The sequence below is a fragment of the Mesorhizobium sp. YR577 genome (genome assembly GCF_900116595.1).
GTDB lineage: Bacteria > Pseudomonadota > Alphaproteobacteria > Rhizobiales > Rhizobiaceae > Mesorhizobium_M.
On sequence record NZ_FPBI01000020.1, the window covers coordinates 1 to 15,094 of the forward strand.

10 protein-coding genes and 3 pseudogenes are annotated in these 15,094 nt (G+C 57.9%); 4 read left to right on the plus strand and 9 right to left on the minus strand.

Translation table 11 applies throughout. The annotated features are described in order from the left end of the window. Positions 1-397 precede the first annotated feature (397 nt). Both BM413_RS34050 and BM413_RS24370 read right to left on the minus strand, forming a co-directional pair. Complete coding sequence (locus BM413_RS34050; RefSeq protein WP_280141855.1) at positions 398-520, minus strand: hypothetical protein; 123 nt, start codon at positions 518-520, stop codon at positions 398-400. A 772-nt stretch (positions 521-1,292) separates the two neighbouring features. Continuing rightward, entirely contained in the window at positions 1,293-1,607 is a 315-nt protein-coding gene (locus tag BM413_RS24370) for a hypothetical protein (protein WP_091917459.1), read from the minus strand. Between the two features lie 722 nt (positions 1,608-2,329). Here BM413_RS24370 and BM413_RS33735 point away from each other — a divergent pair. Next, positions 2,330-2,608 (plus strand): annotated as a pseudogene (locus BM413_RS33735) (nucleotidyl transferase AbiEii/AbiGii toxin family protein); the annotation flags it as partial. A gap of 54 nt (positions 2,609-2,662) precedes the next feature. After that, entirely contained in the window at positions 2,663-3,529 is an 867-nt protein-coding gene (locus BM413_RS24375) for a zinc ribbon domain-containing protein (RefSeq protein WP_244538005.1), read from the plus strand. 211 nt (positions 3,530-3,740) lie between these two features. On the opposite strand, the gene BM413_RS24380 is transcribed toward BM413_RS24375, so the two are convergent. After that, on the minus strand, positions 3,741-4,121 hold the full coding sequence (locus BM413_RS24380; protein WP_210188968.1) for a winged helix-turn-helix transcriptional regulator: 381 nt from the start codon (positions 4,119-4,121) through the stop codon (positions 3,741-3,743). A gap of 126 nt (positions 4,122-4,247) precedes the next feature. Between BM413_RS24380 and BM413_RS24385 the strand changes: the two genes are divergently transcribed. Further along, positions 4,248-5,081, plus strand: coding sequence for an enoyl-CoA hydratase/isomerase family protein (locus BM413_RS24385; RefSeq protein WP_091917460.1), 834 nt, complete (start codon positions 4,248-4,250; stop codon positions 5,079-5,081). A 109-nt stretch (positions 5,082-5,190) separates the two neighbouring features. On the opposite strand, the pseudogene metG reads toward BM413_RS24385, so the two are convergent. From metG to BM413_RS24405, 4 genes and pseudogenes are all read right to left on the minus strand, one after another. Beyond that, positions 5,191-6,725 (minus strand): annotated as a pseudogene (gene metG, locus BM413_RS24390) (methionine--tRNA ligase). A 284-nt stretch (positions 6,726-7,009) separates the two neighbouring features. Further along, complete coding sequence (locus BM413_RS24395; protein ID WP_244538017.1) at positions 7,010-7,753, minus strand: alpha/beta hydrolase; 744 nt, start codon at positions 7,751-7,753, stop codon at positions 7,010-7,012. Between the two features lie 399 nt (positions 7,754-8,152). Beyond that, positions 8,153-8,503: an ethanolamine utilization protein gene (locus BM413_RS24400; protein ID WP_091917461.1), complete on the minus strand. Its 351-nt coding sequence runs from the start codon at positions 8,501-8,503 to the stop codon at positions 8,153-8,155. Between the two features lie 242 nt (positions 8,504-8,745). After that, positions 8,746-9,582: an alpha/beta fold hydrolase gene (locus tag BM413_RS24405; protein WP_348272933.1), complete on the minus strand. Its 837-nt coding sequence runs from the start codon at positions 9,580-9,582 to the stop codon at positions 8,746-8,748. 928 nt (positions 9,583-10,510) lie between these two features. Here BM413_RS24405 and BM413_RS24410 point away from each other — a divergent pair. Further along, positions 10,511-12,508, plus strand: a pseudogene (locus tag BM413_RS24410) (AAA family ATPase); the annotation flags it as partial. A 367-nt stretch (positions 12,509-12,875) separates the two neighbouring features. On the opposite strand, the gene BM413_RS24415 reads toward BM413_RS24410, so the two are convergent. After that, the gene (locus BM413_RS24415; RefSeq protein WP_091917533.1) at positions 12,876-13,643 is read right to left on the minus strand and encodes an IclR family transcriptional regulator; all 768 of its coding nucleotides are present in this window, start codon (positions 13,641-13,643) and stop codon (positions 12,876-12,878) included. Positions 13,644-13,707: 64 nt separating this feature from the next. Continuing rightward, positions 13,708-14,892, minus strand: a complete 1,185-nt coding sequence (locus BM413_RS24420; RefSeq protein WP_091917464.1) for a M24 family metallopeptidase — start codon at positions 14,890-14,892, stop codon at positions 13,708-13,710. Positions 14,893-15,094 lie beyond the last annotated feature (202 nt).

Below are 15,094 nucleotides of genomic sequence, written 5' to 3' on the forward strand. Positions count from 1 at the left end.
CAAGGTAAGGGTTGTGGGACCGGAGTTTCTTCCCGATCCGGAAGGAGCAATAGATCTTCGAGCTCCGGCCAAGAGATACGTGCCTTAGCACGCGCATCTGAGTGGTGGGAAGAGAAATGGGCATTGTCTCATCGAAGGTGCAGTTGATATCCCGGACCATGCCGCAGCGATGATGGAAACGCTAACCATATGCGGTTTCAATTAGGTGCAGGGCCTGCAAGAGTTTTAGATTATCTTCGCTCGACACGGTCTGCGCACAACGCCTTTCCTCACAGCCACGAACCAACCAGTATAATGGTCCCGACAGCCGCGATCGCTATCAAAAATCCTGCGAGCATTTTTATGCGCTTGCGTCGGCGCATTCTCGCACCCGTCCAATCGTAGCGGGACTGGTAGTTCACGGTTGATCCGGAACCTTGTCGGGAGATTTTAGATTGGTTGCTGCGAGCATCATGATTGCATAAGCGACCTGCGCGGCATCCCATCCTGCGGCAGTTGCCATTTCCAGCAACTTGGTCACTGAAGGCTCCAACGCAAATTGACAGTGTGTCTGGTATTGTGGATCGTCAAGAGCGTGATTGGGCGGATTGATCCTGTTTGCTTTTGCCATTGTTCATGCATCATGAGGTTGTCCCTCCGCCCCAGACGCATCATCATTTTTTACGCATGTGGCAACCGACGTCAATCTTTGCGACGTTGGCGGTAGATTTCTGCGATCTTACGCGGCAATGCCAGGCGACAGAATCTGCCCGGCAGCAATGCACAGTTCAACGCTAGACGGCCCCAATCACAACGGCTGTCTTCGGTCCTCGAAGCGGTCACGGGTCGGGCATAGCTTTGAGGAGGAGGATTTCCGTCTCGTCATCCAGGCAGTAGAGTCTATCGTGACCATGTGATCGGCGGTGAAGGTGTCGTTGACAAGGGCCAATTTCTCGACCGGCTTGCCATGTTCGAGTTTCTGCCAGTGCCCCCCGTGAGGCCTCGCAACCTTATGCAAATCGCAGGCCTTAGCTATGTGAAGATCGCGAAGGCCATATTCCAGTGCGATCTCAGTCATCGGTTTTGACCAAACAAGCTCGTAGAGAGCCGCGCGGCTTATCCTCAACATTCCATCCAATCCGGTTTATGGATCGGTCATCCTCAATCAATATATTACCCGTCACGCGACTATCGCCGTCGCCAATAGGCTGATCGATTTCAAAATCTGAATCACCAATCCGATTGTATTACCGCTTAAGCATTCGAACGGCGAAAGCTCTTCTTTCAGCCAAGAACCCTCGCCGTCGGCTAAATCAGCCCTTGGCTACAGCGTTCTTCACTGCCCCCGCGATGGCAGTCAGAACGGCACCGCCGACGCCTCCACCTGCAACACTTCCTATGATTGAGCTCAGATCCAGACCGGACGTGGCTGCCACCGACTCGGGAATCCCGGCACCGCTGCCCAGTCCGAGAAGGGCTAACAACAGACCACCCAGTATGCCGCCGACACCGCCGGCAACACTGTTTCCGGTTGTTCCAAGACTGACGCCCTTCGCCAGACTGCCTATAATGTTGCCACCGGCACCACCGGCGATAAGCTGAATCACGATTGGGATAAGCGCTTCCATGACCGGCCTCTCGATGCACGGCTCAGGCTGCCGCGACGGAAGGTGGGACCGGTTGGTGACAAAAGTCAACCATTTGTTGACTAAATATCATGCTCTACAACCTACGTTGAGGCCGGAGGCCCCGTGAGCGCTTGCTGCAGGATTTCATGTCGGAGAAACATGTGGGCGAGATACCTGTCACAGGCGGCTACACCAAATATTTTGTCGAAATATTCCGTCTTTGTTTTGGGATAATCCGATAAGTAGACTTCAAAGATCAGCAGCCAATTCAGGCATCGCGACCGATAGATTCATAGTGGCCTCACGAAAATCGAATGTCATTTCTGATATTCTTGATCTTTGAGTGTCTCGTGCTTCAATCAACTTCTCGGAGAGCGGGTAACGAATTTTCAACCTTGCCGATCACACATGCCCGCATGCCTCGCTACGAATGTGTTCAAGAGGTAACTGACACGTGGGCGATACATGACAATCGACGACGGGTGCCGCTCCGCGCGCCTTGCTCCAGAACGAGGAGCTTGCGTGACTGTTCTAGGCATAGGCGCTGCATACATTTGCTGTCCGCTTGCAGAACGTACTCGTTGGCCTCCAGAGTTCGTGGCAGCGCATTTCAGGTGTTCAGCCGGCCACCTAAGATTTCCGAAAGTCGATGGCTATTGCAACTTCTATGATACACTGGGGGGCTATCGTGATGGCGCGAATACCATTCTGGGCGCGATGAATCACTGGCTGCCATCGAGGCTGCGCTCCTGCATATCAAGAAACGGATCGAAGACGCAGTCGCAGGCGTGCGCGTCTTTGAAAGCCGTCAGAATGACGGCAGCCTTACGCGCCTTGTCGTTCAGGACAGGAACCGCACGCAGATCAAGATCGAAGTCACGCCCGTTCTGCGTGGCTGTGTTTTTACCCCGGAAATAAGGTCCGTGTCGGCAGCCGTAGAAGATGAGTTCGGCTTCGCGGAGATCCAGGTCGTTTCGTTTGCGGATTTATATGCGGGGTAAGATCAGGCGGCCCTTGACCGGCAGCACCCGCGCGACCTTTTCGATATCAGGGATTTGCTGGCCAACGCGGGGATCACCGACGAGTTGCGCCAGGGGTTTATCGTCTATCTCATCAGCCATGGCCGCCCCTATGGGCTTATCCTGCCGCAGCGCTATGGCTGCCTTAACCACCACCGGCGCGGCACATGCGACAATAACCGCACCATCACGCGCGAGAAAATCGAGGACCGGGTTCTCGCTGGCCTCAAGAACAAGCTGATCTCGGCCAACGCCATCGAAGAAGCAGTTCGTGCTTATGCGCTGGAGATCAACCGCCTCAACCGTGAGGGGCGCGCCCAGGGAGAGGCAGACCGCAAGGCGCTTGCGAAGATCGATCGCGCCATTGCCGGCGTCATCGCGGCAATCGAGGACGGCATGTACCAGCCGTCCATGAAGACGCGCATGGAGGAACTTGAGCGACAGAAGACGGAAATCGCTGCACGCTTGGCCGCCGCGCCTTGCGGTGTCCCGGACGTGCATCCGAACGTCGCCAACATCTACAGGCTTCGCGTCGTTACTTTCACGGAAGCGCTCAATGATCCGGACGGCGGCCGGGAAGCGGCCGAAGCTCTGCGCTCCCTCATCGGGGAAATCATCCTCACGCCGGGCGAGAAACGCGGTGAGGTTCACGCCGAGCTGCGCGGCGAACCTATGGGTATCCTCGACTTTGCCAGCTCCGGGCCAAATCAACGTGTCGGAGAAGTTATGACAGAAGTGGTTGCGAGCCCCGCAACCAATAACTACGCTACACTATCCCACAATAGCCCAAAACTACGATCCACTGCGCCAAAGTGCTACGCTCAGCAATTGGTAAGTCTCTGCCCTAAAGCGGGAAAACCAAAATCAACAGGTGCAAAGCAGGGGAGCTGGCCGCAAGCGTAGATCATCTCACTTATCCTCTGGATAAGCTGAGAGAGAGAAACAACTTCTATGGCTTGGCCGGCTTCCTTGCGCATCAATGCTGCACGAGGCATTTAATCTCGGCCTCAAAGCGGTTTCCGTCGATCGGCGCCCGCATCATGAATCGCGGCACCCGACTACTCGCCGTCGCTCAGGGGTGATTGAGGCCGGGGAGCAGCCGCAACCTCAATCATTACATAGGGCCAAGTGACGCGTCATAGCGGCGCTGGCAGCCCTGAATCACTTCGATGTTCTCGACGGTCCAGTCGAACAGGATCGCGAACGGCCCCTGCAGCGACCTGCCGAGGGGTGTCAAGGCATATTCAACCCCGAGCACACGCCCATCAAGGATCCTGCGCGTCAGCATGCCATTGCGCTCCAGCTTTCGAAGCGTCTGTGTCAGCACCCGCTGGGTCACGCCATCGAGGCGACGCTTGATCGCATTGAAGCGACGGGGCTCGCTTAACACGGCCAGCACCATCATCGACCACTTGTCAGCGATCTGGTCGAGGATCACCCGGCTCGGGCAGTCCGCACGGTAGACGGGGTCATTTTCACTGATCGGTTCATCCATCGGTATCCTCAGGCATCCCTGGGATGCTTCAGGTGCGTAATTGACGGTAGGTATCCGATGAATACTTTAAGGTCAATGGCGCGAAACGCCAGCGCCAGAATTTCCCGAAGAACAGAGACTTTACGTATGACAGACAGAGATTCCAAACGGCTACGGATTTCCCGGGCAGACGGTATAGCCACGATCACGATCGACAACCCGCCGGTAAACGTTCTCGATGTTCCGTTGATGAGCGAAATCCGCAGCTTTCTCCTTTCCGTTCGCAATGATCCGGACACACGCGTGCTGGTTTTCCAGAGCGCGGACCCGGAGTTCTTCATTGCCCATGTCGACATGACATTGATCGATGAGCCGCACGCCTTCGACGAGATTGCCCGTGAGGCTCCGGAAGGCCTCAACCCGTTCCAGGCGTTCGGCGAGCTCCTGCGGGAGCAGCCGCAGGCGACGATCGTCAAGCTCGTCGGGCTGGCGCGCGGCGGCGGAGCGGAGTTCGTCGCGGCAGCTGACATGGCATTTGCCGCCGAGGGTCGGGCAGGGCTTGCCCAATGCGAGGCGTTGATGGGCATCACGCCGGGCGGGGGGGCTACCCAGTATCTGTCCAGTCGGATGACGCGAGGCCGGGCTCTTGAAGTGATCCTCGGCGCCGATCTCGTCGATGCGACGACGGCGGAGAGCTATGGTTGGATCAACCGGGCGCTGCCGGCTTCGGAGCTCGACGGTTTCGTCGATCGGCTGGCGCGCAACATCGCCGCCTTGCCCGAAGGCGTTATCGCCGCGGCCAAGAGGGCGTTGCTTCCTGAAGATCTGCGGGATGGCTTTAAGCGCGAGCATGAGGCCTGGGCAGGATTGTTCGAGCGCCCCGCCGCCGAAAAGCTCATCCGCAGCGGATTGAAAGCAGGAGCACAGACTAAGGAGGGTGAGAGAAATTTGGAAAGCTTGCTGCGTGCATTGAAGATGTGAAGCGTGAATGATCAGACTATAGCGGAACCGCTCCAACGAGCTGTCGTGGAGCGGTTTCAGCCGTTGATGGGCACGCCTGCGCTATTGCAAGCGCTGGCGCCAAAAATCATCACTTCATTCGCACCGCCGTCTGCCGCGGGAAGAGGATTTCTCCAGATGATGTCTTCATTCCGGTAATGGATATTCGAAAATCATACTGCGCCGGGCCGGGTATTCCGAGCATCGCGTGCAGCCTGGAAGCGGATTCAGGCAAGAACGGGAGCAAACAGCGAGCGACGGTGGCGAGACCATACACCTGTTCTGCCAGTGTAGCCCCGAGGCGATCGGAAATTATTCGTCGTTCCACTCTGTCGAGTTTTCCTGCCAAGGCTTTGGCATCAGACCAGGGAGCTTTTCGCGTGAACTCTCTGTTCGCGGACCCCAGGTAGGAAAAGATTTCTGTTAAGCCGATATGGAGCTCGTATCTGTCAAACGAATGGAAGACTTTTTCGGGAAGGATGGTTGCTTCGCGGACAAGAGCGCTGTCCGGAACCGATGGTGTAATTGCTGAAAAGGAGGATGCAAGCAACGTGAGAACCCGATTGACAAGGTTTCCCAACTGCCCGCCGAGTTCTCCAGACCATGCGGCCTCAAGCCGTTCTTCAGAGAAATCCCCATCATCAGCGGAACGGATGTGGCGTAGCAGGTAATAGCGCAATGCGTCAGGGGTCTTATAGTCCTGCACGAAGACCTCGGGATCGACGCCGTTGCCGGCCGACTTTCCGATTTTTCGACCGTCCAGGGTCAGATAGCCATGCACGAAGATCGAAGACGGGAGCGGCACTCCGGCAGACAGGAGTATTGCTGGCCAGTAAATCGCGTGAAACTTGGAAATTCCCTTGCCTACAAAATGGATGCGTTCGCCTTGCTGCGACCAATATCGCTGGAACAGGCTTTCGTCGGAACCGTAACCGAGCCCTGTGAGATAGTTCGCGAGAGCATCAAACCAGACATAGATAACTTCGTCGCTCTCCGGCACGGGCACGCCCCAGCCGCGCGCGCGTTCAGCACTGCGCGACACGCTGATGTCCTCGAGCCCTCGTCGAAGCAGGGCGAGTATTTCGTTACGCCGGTGAACCGGAACGACCTCGATCTCGTTTGTCTCGATCAGATGTTGAAGGCGCTCGCTATATCGAGACAGGCGAAAGAACCAGTTTTCCTCCCTCACGATCTCAAGCGGGATACCGTGCTCCGGGCATCTTCCGTCGTCCAGATCCGTGAGTTCGTAGAACTGCTCACAGCCAACGCAATAAAAGCCCTCATAGCTTTTTCGATAGAGGTCGCCATTCCTGGCGCAATATGTCTCGTATCCATGGATGTGCGAACGAATGCATCGTTCGAAATTTGGAGCTGCCTGCCGAGCTGTTCGAAGCGGTCTGCGTTCTCTCCCACGAACTCGGCCACCGGACGTCCTGCTGCTTCCGCGGCGCGAACGTTTTTGAGACTGTTGTCATCCGTACCGCACTGAAATCTGACGTCTTTGCCCAGAAGTCGGGAATGGCGGGCATAAGCATCGGCCTGCACGAGTTCGAGCGCAAAACCAACATGCGGCGCGGCATTGACGTATGGAATCGAGGTGGTGATGTAAGTTTTCGTGCTGTTCATTGGGATATCCCTGTGAAGGTTGCATGTCCCTCAAGGCGGATCGACCAATGAAAAACCGCCTCAAGGGCGGTCTAAGGTGCATTACAAGCGCACAAAATCCGCCACGCTAGGTGGAGCGTGGCATCATCATCGTGGCATTGGCGAGGCATGTGTTCATGCTGTCAGTGCTATCATCCGGTTGCGACCGAAACAAGCCCGCATTGAGGGGCGCCTCCAAATCATGTCGCTGTTGGTTCGTCCCCAACAGACCACCGTTTCGATCCATCGAGGCAAGGTTTGGATTGTCAGCGAACGCTTGACGGGAGACATTCGGTAACAAAACGGGTTACTTCCGCGGCGAGCTCCATATCTTCCGGAGATCCTGAAAATCCTCCATGCGGCATCGCCTCGAACACATGAAGTTCGACCGGGGCTCCCACGCGTCGCAACTTGCGATGGAGCCGAACCGCATTGGATAGGAACAGGTCACGCGTTCCGCTCTGCACGAATATCGGCGGAAACGCGGCCGACATCTCTCCGAACAGCGGGAATAAATACGGATGCGACAGGACCGCTCCGTCCGCATAGAGCAGATTGTTTGACATCAGGGGATTGGGAAGCACGACATCGATGGTGCGGTTGGTTTGAAAGCTGTCACCCGACTCCGTCAGATCCAGCTCCGGGGACAGCAATACGACGCCTGCCGGAAACGGCAGGCCTTCATCGCGTGCCCGCAGGATGGTGGCGAGGGCAAGATTGCCACCGGCCGAGCGACCGCCAAGTACGACGCGATCGGCCCCATAGTGATCGATCACGTGCCGATACACCGCCAGGCAGTCGTCGAGCGCTGCGGGATAGGGGTGGTCCGGTGGCATCCGGTAGTCGATACCGTAGCAGATCATCCCGAGCCGGTTTGCCTGCAGCCGTGCGCTCTCACGGCAGGCATCGCCACCGCCGAATACGAGCGCGCCGCCATGCAGGTCGATGAAGACGCAATCTCTGAGCCGCGGACTTTCTGGTAACGCGACATGGACAGTTGCTGTGCCCAGGCGGCGCGTCTCGATCTCGATCTCGATGATTGTCTCATTCGTTGCTGCATTGAGAGCAGCGGCGTAATGGGCCTCGGCTGCGTCCTGCAGCTGACGCCAAGCTGCCCGATCATCTGGTGCCGGTATCGGGTAAAGCGCGTGAATGGTGTGCTATCATCTTGGACGGCAGCGCGCAGCATGGCCTGCGCTTCGGGACTGATGGACGCTGGAACAGGAATGATCCGTTCGCCGACGCGCACACCCTCCACGGGGAAGAGGTTCTGTTTGTTCCTCATGCGGGCACTCCGATTCACAAGTGGTCTGGCATGCAGCTGCCCGACCCAACGCAGATGGCCCACGCTGACAGACGCAACGGTAAGTCTTCAGGATCGGTCGGCCACATCATGCTGAGCCCGATGGTCAGGGTTCTGGCTGCTGCCAATGAGGATATGTCACGTAGGCGGTCATGGCACCCGTCTCATGAGAACGGATGGTCACCTTGTCGCCTTTCTGCATTGCAATGATTTCGCCAGGCCCCGCTGTCAGCGATCCATGCGCGTCGCAGACAGTTATGCTTCCTTCCAAGACAATCATCGTGTCGTGTACGGCCATGGTCTCCTCGAGAACCTGGTCTGGGCCGTAGCGCCCGAACCCAATGGTGACTGGCCCGCCGTGGCGCTGGTCGAGCAGGTTGCCGGTGAAGATGTCACCTTCCTGTCCCGGCGAGCGTTCAAACACCGCGTCGGCAATGGCGAATTTGTAAATGGTCATGGACTGTCTCCTAAAGGTTGGAACCGAGCGCGAGACGGGTCGATAGGAATTCTTCGAGCTTTCCGCATAGGCTTGAAAATGAACTCAGCGGTCATTTGTTCGCTATCGCGCGGTCGCGGAGGGGTTTCACGCCGGCTCTGTGTATTGCTCCCCGCCTCAAGGCGATACCGTTGTGACACAGCAACCTGCTGGACCACCGCGCGACGGTTGGATGACGCGGTGGTCCGAATTGATGGAGGCTGCTATTTGGCGATGAAAGCCAGGATATCCTCGTTCAGAACATCTGCGTTGACCGTTAACATGCCATGCGAATAACCGGGATAGGTCTTCAACGCGCCATTCTTGAGCAGTTTGACCGCCTTCGAAGCCGACGCTGTAATCGGAACGACTTGGTCGTCTTCGCCGTGTAGCACCAGCGTCGGTACGGTGATTGCCTTCAGGTCCTCTGTCTGGTCGGTTTCCGAAAAGGCCTTGATGCCATCATAATGCGCCTTTGCGCTGCCCATCATGCCCTGCCGCCACCAGTTCTGGATCACGCCTTCATGGACCGTCGAACCCTCGCGATTGAACCCATAGAACGGACCGGTCGGAACGTCCCGGAAGAATTGGGCACGGTTGCTTGCAAGCGCTGACCGGAAACTGTCAAAGACCTCGATCGGTGTGCCCTCGGGGTTGCTGTCGGTCTTCAGCATCAGCGGTGGGATGGCGGCGACCAGAACGGCCTTGGCCACACGGCCGGCCGGCTCGCCGTGCCGCGCCACATATCGTGCGACTTCGCCGCCGCCGGTGGAATGGCCAACATGAACCGCGTTGCGTAGATCCAGGGCTTTGGATACGGCAAAAGCGTCGGCTGCGTAATGGTCGATGTCGTGACCTTCGGCAACCTGCTCCGAACGGCCGTGCCCGCGCCGGTCATGCGCGACGACGCGGTATCCCTTCGACAGGAAGAACAGCATCTGCGCATCCCAGTCGTCGGAACTGAGCGGCCAGCCATGGTGAAATACAATGGGCTGGGCGTCCTTGGGGCCCCAATCTTTGTAGAAAATCTGAACGTTATCGTCGGTCGTGACAAAGCCCATGGTGAGTTCTCCTTCTGATAGTTTGGTCGCGGCGGATTCGTCGCCGCGCACGATGCTCGGCCAAAATGTGAAAGTTGCAGCAACGGCCGCTGCCGAGGCCAGAGCATCGCGGCGGCTAAGCGGCAGGTCCAGACTTAAGATACGAGGCATCGATATGTCCCTTAGCTTAATCAAATGCGGGCCGGTTTGGCGAGAATAACTCTCGCCGTATTCCTGTTGCGGCGTTGGGGAGAACTACTTGGGATGTACGGCGAGAGAATTCGGTCTTCCCGTTTGCTGAAATTCGAGTTTGCAGGCTTGCTGGAAGTCTTGCTTCCAAGCCGTGTCTGAAGACTTGATGGCATCTCGGGAAGCGAATCGATAGGCCGCGTTCTTGAAAAGCTGTGTCGCTGAAAGCGGAACGCCAAACGGATATGGCTCTCTCCTCAATTCTGTGGGGCCGCAGAGCAGAATTCATCGTCGCAGATCAGACATGGGCGCGGTGCCAAATATCTGTTTATATTCTCGGCTGAATCGCGACAGATTTCCGTAGCTCACCTCATAAGTTATGCGCGATACAATTAAGGCGAGTGTATCCGCGATATATGCTCGACGTTGCGTCGGGTGGCTCTCAGATTTCGTCAACTTATTCTTCTCCGTGAACGTCTTCCAAGGTTGACCTGGAACGAGATAGTGAGTTGTGGTGCGCGCGCTTGAACATCAATCGCACACGGGATTACGCGAAAAATTTGCATCCGCCACTGCGGAAAAGAGAACGGATTGTGTAGGGCTTTCGAGCCGTCGGAGGGTTATCCCGGCGGCCGGCGCCCACCCTCAGGCGCCTTGTCCGGCCTCGGGAAACAATATGATATCACCCTTCCGGCACATCTGGCCTGGTTCACTTGGCCGGAAGCAGTTTACAAACTCGGTATCGTGAACAATGGAAACGGAAAGAGAAGCAATGCGTGCCGAACAGCGCGGCCTTGCCCTGTCCAGCGAGCAAGCCGATGCGCTTTCGCATGTCACGGACGGACGCGATCTCGGCATCGTTGTCGGTTATGCCGGAACGGGAAAGAGCGCCATGCTCGGCGTGGCGCGCGAGGCTTGGGAGGCGGCAGGCTTTGAGGTTCGCGGTGCAGCCCTTTCCGGCATAGCGGCGGAAAATCTCGAAAGCGGATCAGGAATCTCCTCGCGCACCATCGCCAGCATGGAACATGGCTGGGAGAACGGCCGCGATATGCTCACTGCCCGCGATGTCCTGGTGATCGACGAGGCCGGCATGGTCGGCACGCGCCAGTTGGAGCGCGTGCTGTCCCATGCCGCCGATGCCGGCGCCAAGGTCGTGCTGGTCGGTGATCCGCAACAGTTGCAATCGATCGAGGCTGGTGCTGCCTTTCGCTCGATCCATGAGCGTCATGGCGGTGTCGAAATCGAAACCGTACGCCGCCAGCGCGAGGACTGGCAGCGCGACGCCACGCGCGATCTGGCGACCGGCAGGACACGAGAGGCCATCCATGCCTATGACAGCCACGATATGGTGCATGAAGCTCAAACGCGTGAGCAGGCACGAGACGAACTCATCGACCGCTGGGACCGCGACCGGGAGGCATCGCCGGATGCCAGCCGCATCATCCTCACACATACCAATGCCGAGGTGCGGGAACTCAACGAGGGCGCAAGAGAGCGGATGCGGGACGCCGGCAATCTCGGAGAGGATGTGCGCCTGACAGTAGAGCGCGGTGAGCGCAGCTTTGCCAGCGGAGATCGCGTCATGTTCCTGCAGAACGAGCGCGAACTTGGCGTGAAGAACGGCACGCTCGGCGTGATCGAGCAGGTCAACGTGCAAAGCATGACCGTGAGCACCGATGATGGCCGATCGGTTCAGTTCGACCTGAAAGATTACGACCGCATCGACCATGGCTATGCCGCGACGATTCACAAGGCTCAAGGCATGACGGTGGACCGCACCCATGTGCTGGCAACACCGGGCATGGATGCCCATGGCAGCTATGTGGCCCTGTCGCGGCATCGTGACGGTATGGACCTGCATTATGGCCGTGACGATTTTGCCAATCAGGACCGTCTCACCCAAACGCTCTCGCGCGACCGGGCCAAGGACATGGCGTCAGATTACGAACGGCAGATCGATCCAGCCCAAAGCTATGCCGAGCGGCGTGGGATCGAGGTGAACACACACATTGCCGAAATCGAGCTAAAGACGGGGCTGGAACGGCAGCACATCATATTCGACAGCCGGAACCTGCCCGGAGAGTGCCCGACAACTGGCCGGGACACAAAAGAGCGACCGGAAAGGGAAAGTGCGGGTGTCGAAGCGAGCCGCGATGCGAGCACAGCGGAAAGAGAGATTGCGGAAGACCCCGAGAAAGCGCTGCGAACCGCACGCACGCGGGCGCTCATCCGCCATGCCCACGCCGTCGATGTGATCTTCAGCGCGGACGATGCCGGCCGCAAGGCAAGCCCCGCACAATGGGATGAACTGGTCGAGGCCCGCAGGGCGTTCGATCATGTGCGGCCCCATGGCTGGCGGGATGCCGAAGCCGCTTACGCCAAGGACGAGAGCCTTGCCCGAGAGGCCGGATCGGGCAAAGTCAATCGCGCCATTCGCGCCATTCGCGCCCTCCAACTTGAAACCGAAATCCGTACCGATCGGCAGCGATGTGCCGACCGTTTCGTGGAACGCTGGCGGAAGCTCGACCAAACCAGCCAGCGCCAATATCAGGCCGGCGATATGTCCGGCTACAAGGCAACGCGTTCAAAGATGGGTGACATGGCCAAAGGCCTCGAACGCGATCCGCAGATGGAATCCCTGCTCGCAGGCCGCAAGCGCGAACTCGGCATCGCGTTCGAATCAGGCCGCAGCCTCGGCAGGGAACTCGCACTCACTCACGGGCTGGGTCTCGGCAGAGGACGAGGGATCGGCTTCTAGTTGTTTAATCTTGGTCCGGTGTGTAGGGCTAGCATAGTTCTGATTCGATCAAACAGAACTGGCAGCTATCAACCTCAAGTAAGCCGTTCTGGGCTCGACCGTGCCAAATCCAGAGGCGGTCTCGCGGCAATTATGGCTTTGCGCTCTCATTTCGGTCATCCAATTCACGTCGCCTGTTTCCCGAGAGCGGTTATTGTGATTGTCGAGCCGCAGCGCTCCCCCGCTTCCGAAATCAGCCACTCGACGGAGACGGTGGCGGTTGTGGTTGATTGGCGCGGCTCTCCGGAAGTAATTGGGTGCCACCAGACACGCTCAGTCCACCGACATAGCGAAACGCCATTGACGAAACATGATATGATGGCGTCCTTTAAGGGAACTCGTTGTGGTTACCTATGGATCTGGAAATCTTGCGGGCGGTTTCCTTCACCAGCGTGGTGATGTGGGCAACATCGAATTCGGGCGCGGACCATTCGGCGAATGCGGTGCTAAGCGCCGCGACGATTTTGTCGGAGGCATCCCGGATCGGTGCTCCGATGGATATGACGCCCTGGATATTCTCGCCGTGAACCATTGCGTAGCCCTTGATGCGGATATCCTTCAGCTCCTCCATCAGTTCCGTAACGTTCGTCTTCGTCCTGGGCGTCACCTGCACGAGTTCCTCCCGAGTCAGGAGGCTATAGGCTTCCGCATCGGGCAATCCGGCAAGCAGGACTTTTCCGAGCGCCGTGCTGTGAAGATAGGTTTCAGAGCCCGGGACGCTGCGAATGACGATCGGTCCTTCGCTCTGCGTGGAGAGGATATAGACCGCTCGTGAACCGCGCAGCACGCCGAGATAACCATTCAAGAGGTGTTGCGACGCCAGCAGGTCCAGTTCGGGTTTGACCACCGAGATAAGCCTGTCCTTCTTGGTGAGGCTCCAGCCAAGGCCGAAGGCCCTGTAACCGATGGAGTAGCGCCGGGTCTCACCGTCCTGCATGACGAAGCTGTATTGCGCGAGCGTGTTGATGAGGCGTTGCACGATGGTAGCGTTCAGGTCGAGTTGTCTCGCGATTTCCCGAACGCCGAGAGGCGTCGTCGATTTGTCGAGGATCTCCAGTATCTCCAGCCCACGCTGGAGCGATTGGCTTCCCGCCACCGATTTCGCCTTCTCCACTATTCACCTATTCCAATGCATGTCAGGGACTTGTTTGAATGACGCATCAGTCTGCGACTATGCGAAGCGTTCTGTCGGTTGAAGAGAACAACTGGAAACCTTCTTTGGTAAGGAGTCCGGTATCCTCCACCATCATTCCACCCCAACCCGGCTCGTAGTAAGGGGTTTCGAGGCAAAAAGTAGTGCCGGCGGTAAGAATATCCTCGCTTTCCGGCGTGATGACCGGTGCCTCATAGACTGCCATGCCGATCGCATGTCCGATATGCTGGCGGCGGAATGGCCTCAAACCGCGATCTTCAACTGCCGTTACGCCGGCTTCGAACACGTCGCGTGCAGGCGTTCCTGGCCGCATCGTGTCGATGGCGACAAAAAGCCCTTCGAGAAGAGCGGTATAGCGCTGGCTCTGCAAGGGCGAGGGTTTGCCGATGACTGCCGTGCGTGCCATGTCCGACTTATAGCCGTAGTAGCTGCAACCGACGTCGAACCGCAGCAGGTCACCTCGTTGCAGCGGCCGCTCCGAACTCATCGCGTCAGCAAGGGCGCTGCGCTCGCCGCCTACCACCGTGACATTTCGCGGCAACCCGCCGCCGAGCGACATCTGCGATGCCACAAACGAAGCGACTTCCTTGTCTGTCATTCCCACGCGCGCGGCGTCAATGCCCGCATCGATCGCTTGCTCCGTTATCTCAGTGGCATAGCGCAGCAACTCGACCTCGAAAGGCAGCTTCACCGCCCGCACGCCGAACATCCAGGATGTCGCGTCGGCGATATCGCCGCCGCTGCGGACAAGAAGGTCGATTGCCTCTCGGGGGAGATAGCCCTTCTCAGCCACGGTCCTGCTGGCGTTGACACACCGTATTGCGGCTTCGAAGGCTTCCATGAACGAGGCATGGCGGATCGCGGTATGAGCCGAGGGCGTTGAGCCGCTGAAGAAGAATTTTCCGAACGGGAAGATGTTTTCGGGCACGAGCCCGGCATCGATGGCCGGGGCAAAGTCCGCGGCCGGCACGACGAGCAGAACGGCGTCGCGGGTAACCAGCGCCGCATAGTCGTACCGACGATTAATCGTCGCCCCCATGCTTTCATAGCCCGTGGTGTAGAGCACGTTTTCCGGGCTGGCGACCACAAGCAGGTCGAATCCTTCCGCCTCCATCTTGCGCCGGACCCGCGTGAGCCTTTCGTCCGCCAGGGTTCTGAGGCGGGTTACCAGTGTCGTATCGCCAAGAGACATTCGGTCGTTCCTGTTATGGTTTTGGTCTGGCCGCGGGCACGGACAAACCAGGCATGCACTGTCCGGATTCCAGCGGCGAACCCATTGACAACAGATTTTTCGGCTGAATACAATACATTATCGCAACACTGTTTCGATAATAGGAACAAATAAAATGAAAATCAGCAGGCGCAGATTCATGCATGCGGGGCTGGGGATGGCC

Bases quoted from the DNA above. Each gene is read 5' to 3' on its own strand.
- BM413_RS24420 (WP_091917464.1), bottom strand. From the start codon at position 14,892: ATGTCTCTTGGCGATACGACACTGGTAACCCGCCTCAGAACCCTGGCG.
- BM413_RS24405 (WP_348272933.1), bottom strand. From the start codon at position 9,582: ATGGGCTTTGTCACGACCGACGATAACGTTCAGATTTTCTACAAAGAT.
- BM413_RS24380 (WP_210188968.1), bottom strand. From the start codon at position 4,121: ATGGATGAACCGATCAGTGAAAATGACCCCGTCTACCGTGCGGACTGC.
- BM413_RS24370 (WP_091917459.1), bottom strand. From the start codon at position 1,607: ATGGAAGCGCTTATCCCAATCGTGATTCAGCTTATCGCCGGTGGTGCC.
- BM413_RS24400 (WP_091917461.1), bottom strand. From the start codon at position 8,503: ATGACCATTTACAAATTCGCCATTGCCGACGCGGTGTTTGAACGCTCG.
- BM413_RS24385 (WP_091917460.1), top strand. From the start codon at position 4,248: ATGACAGACAGAGATTCCAAACGGCTACGGATTTCCCGGGCAGACGGT.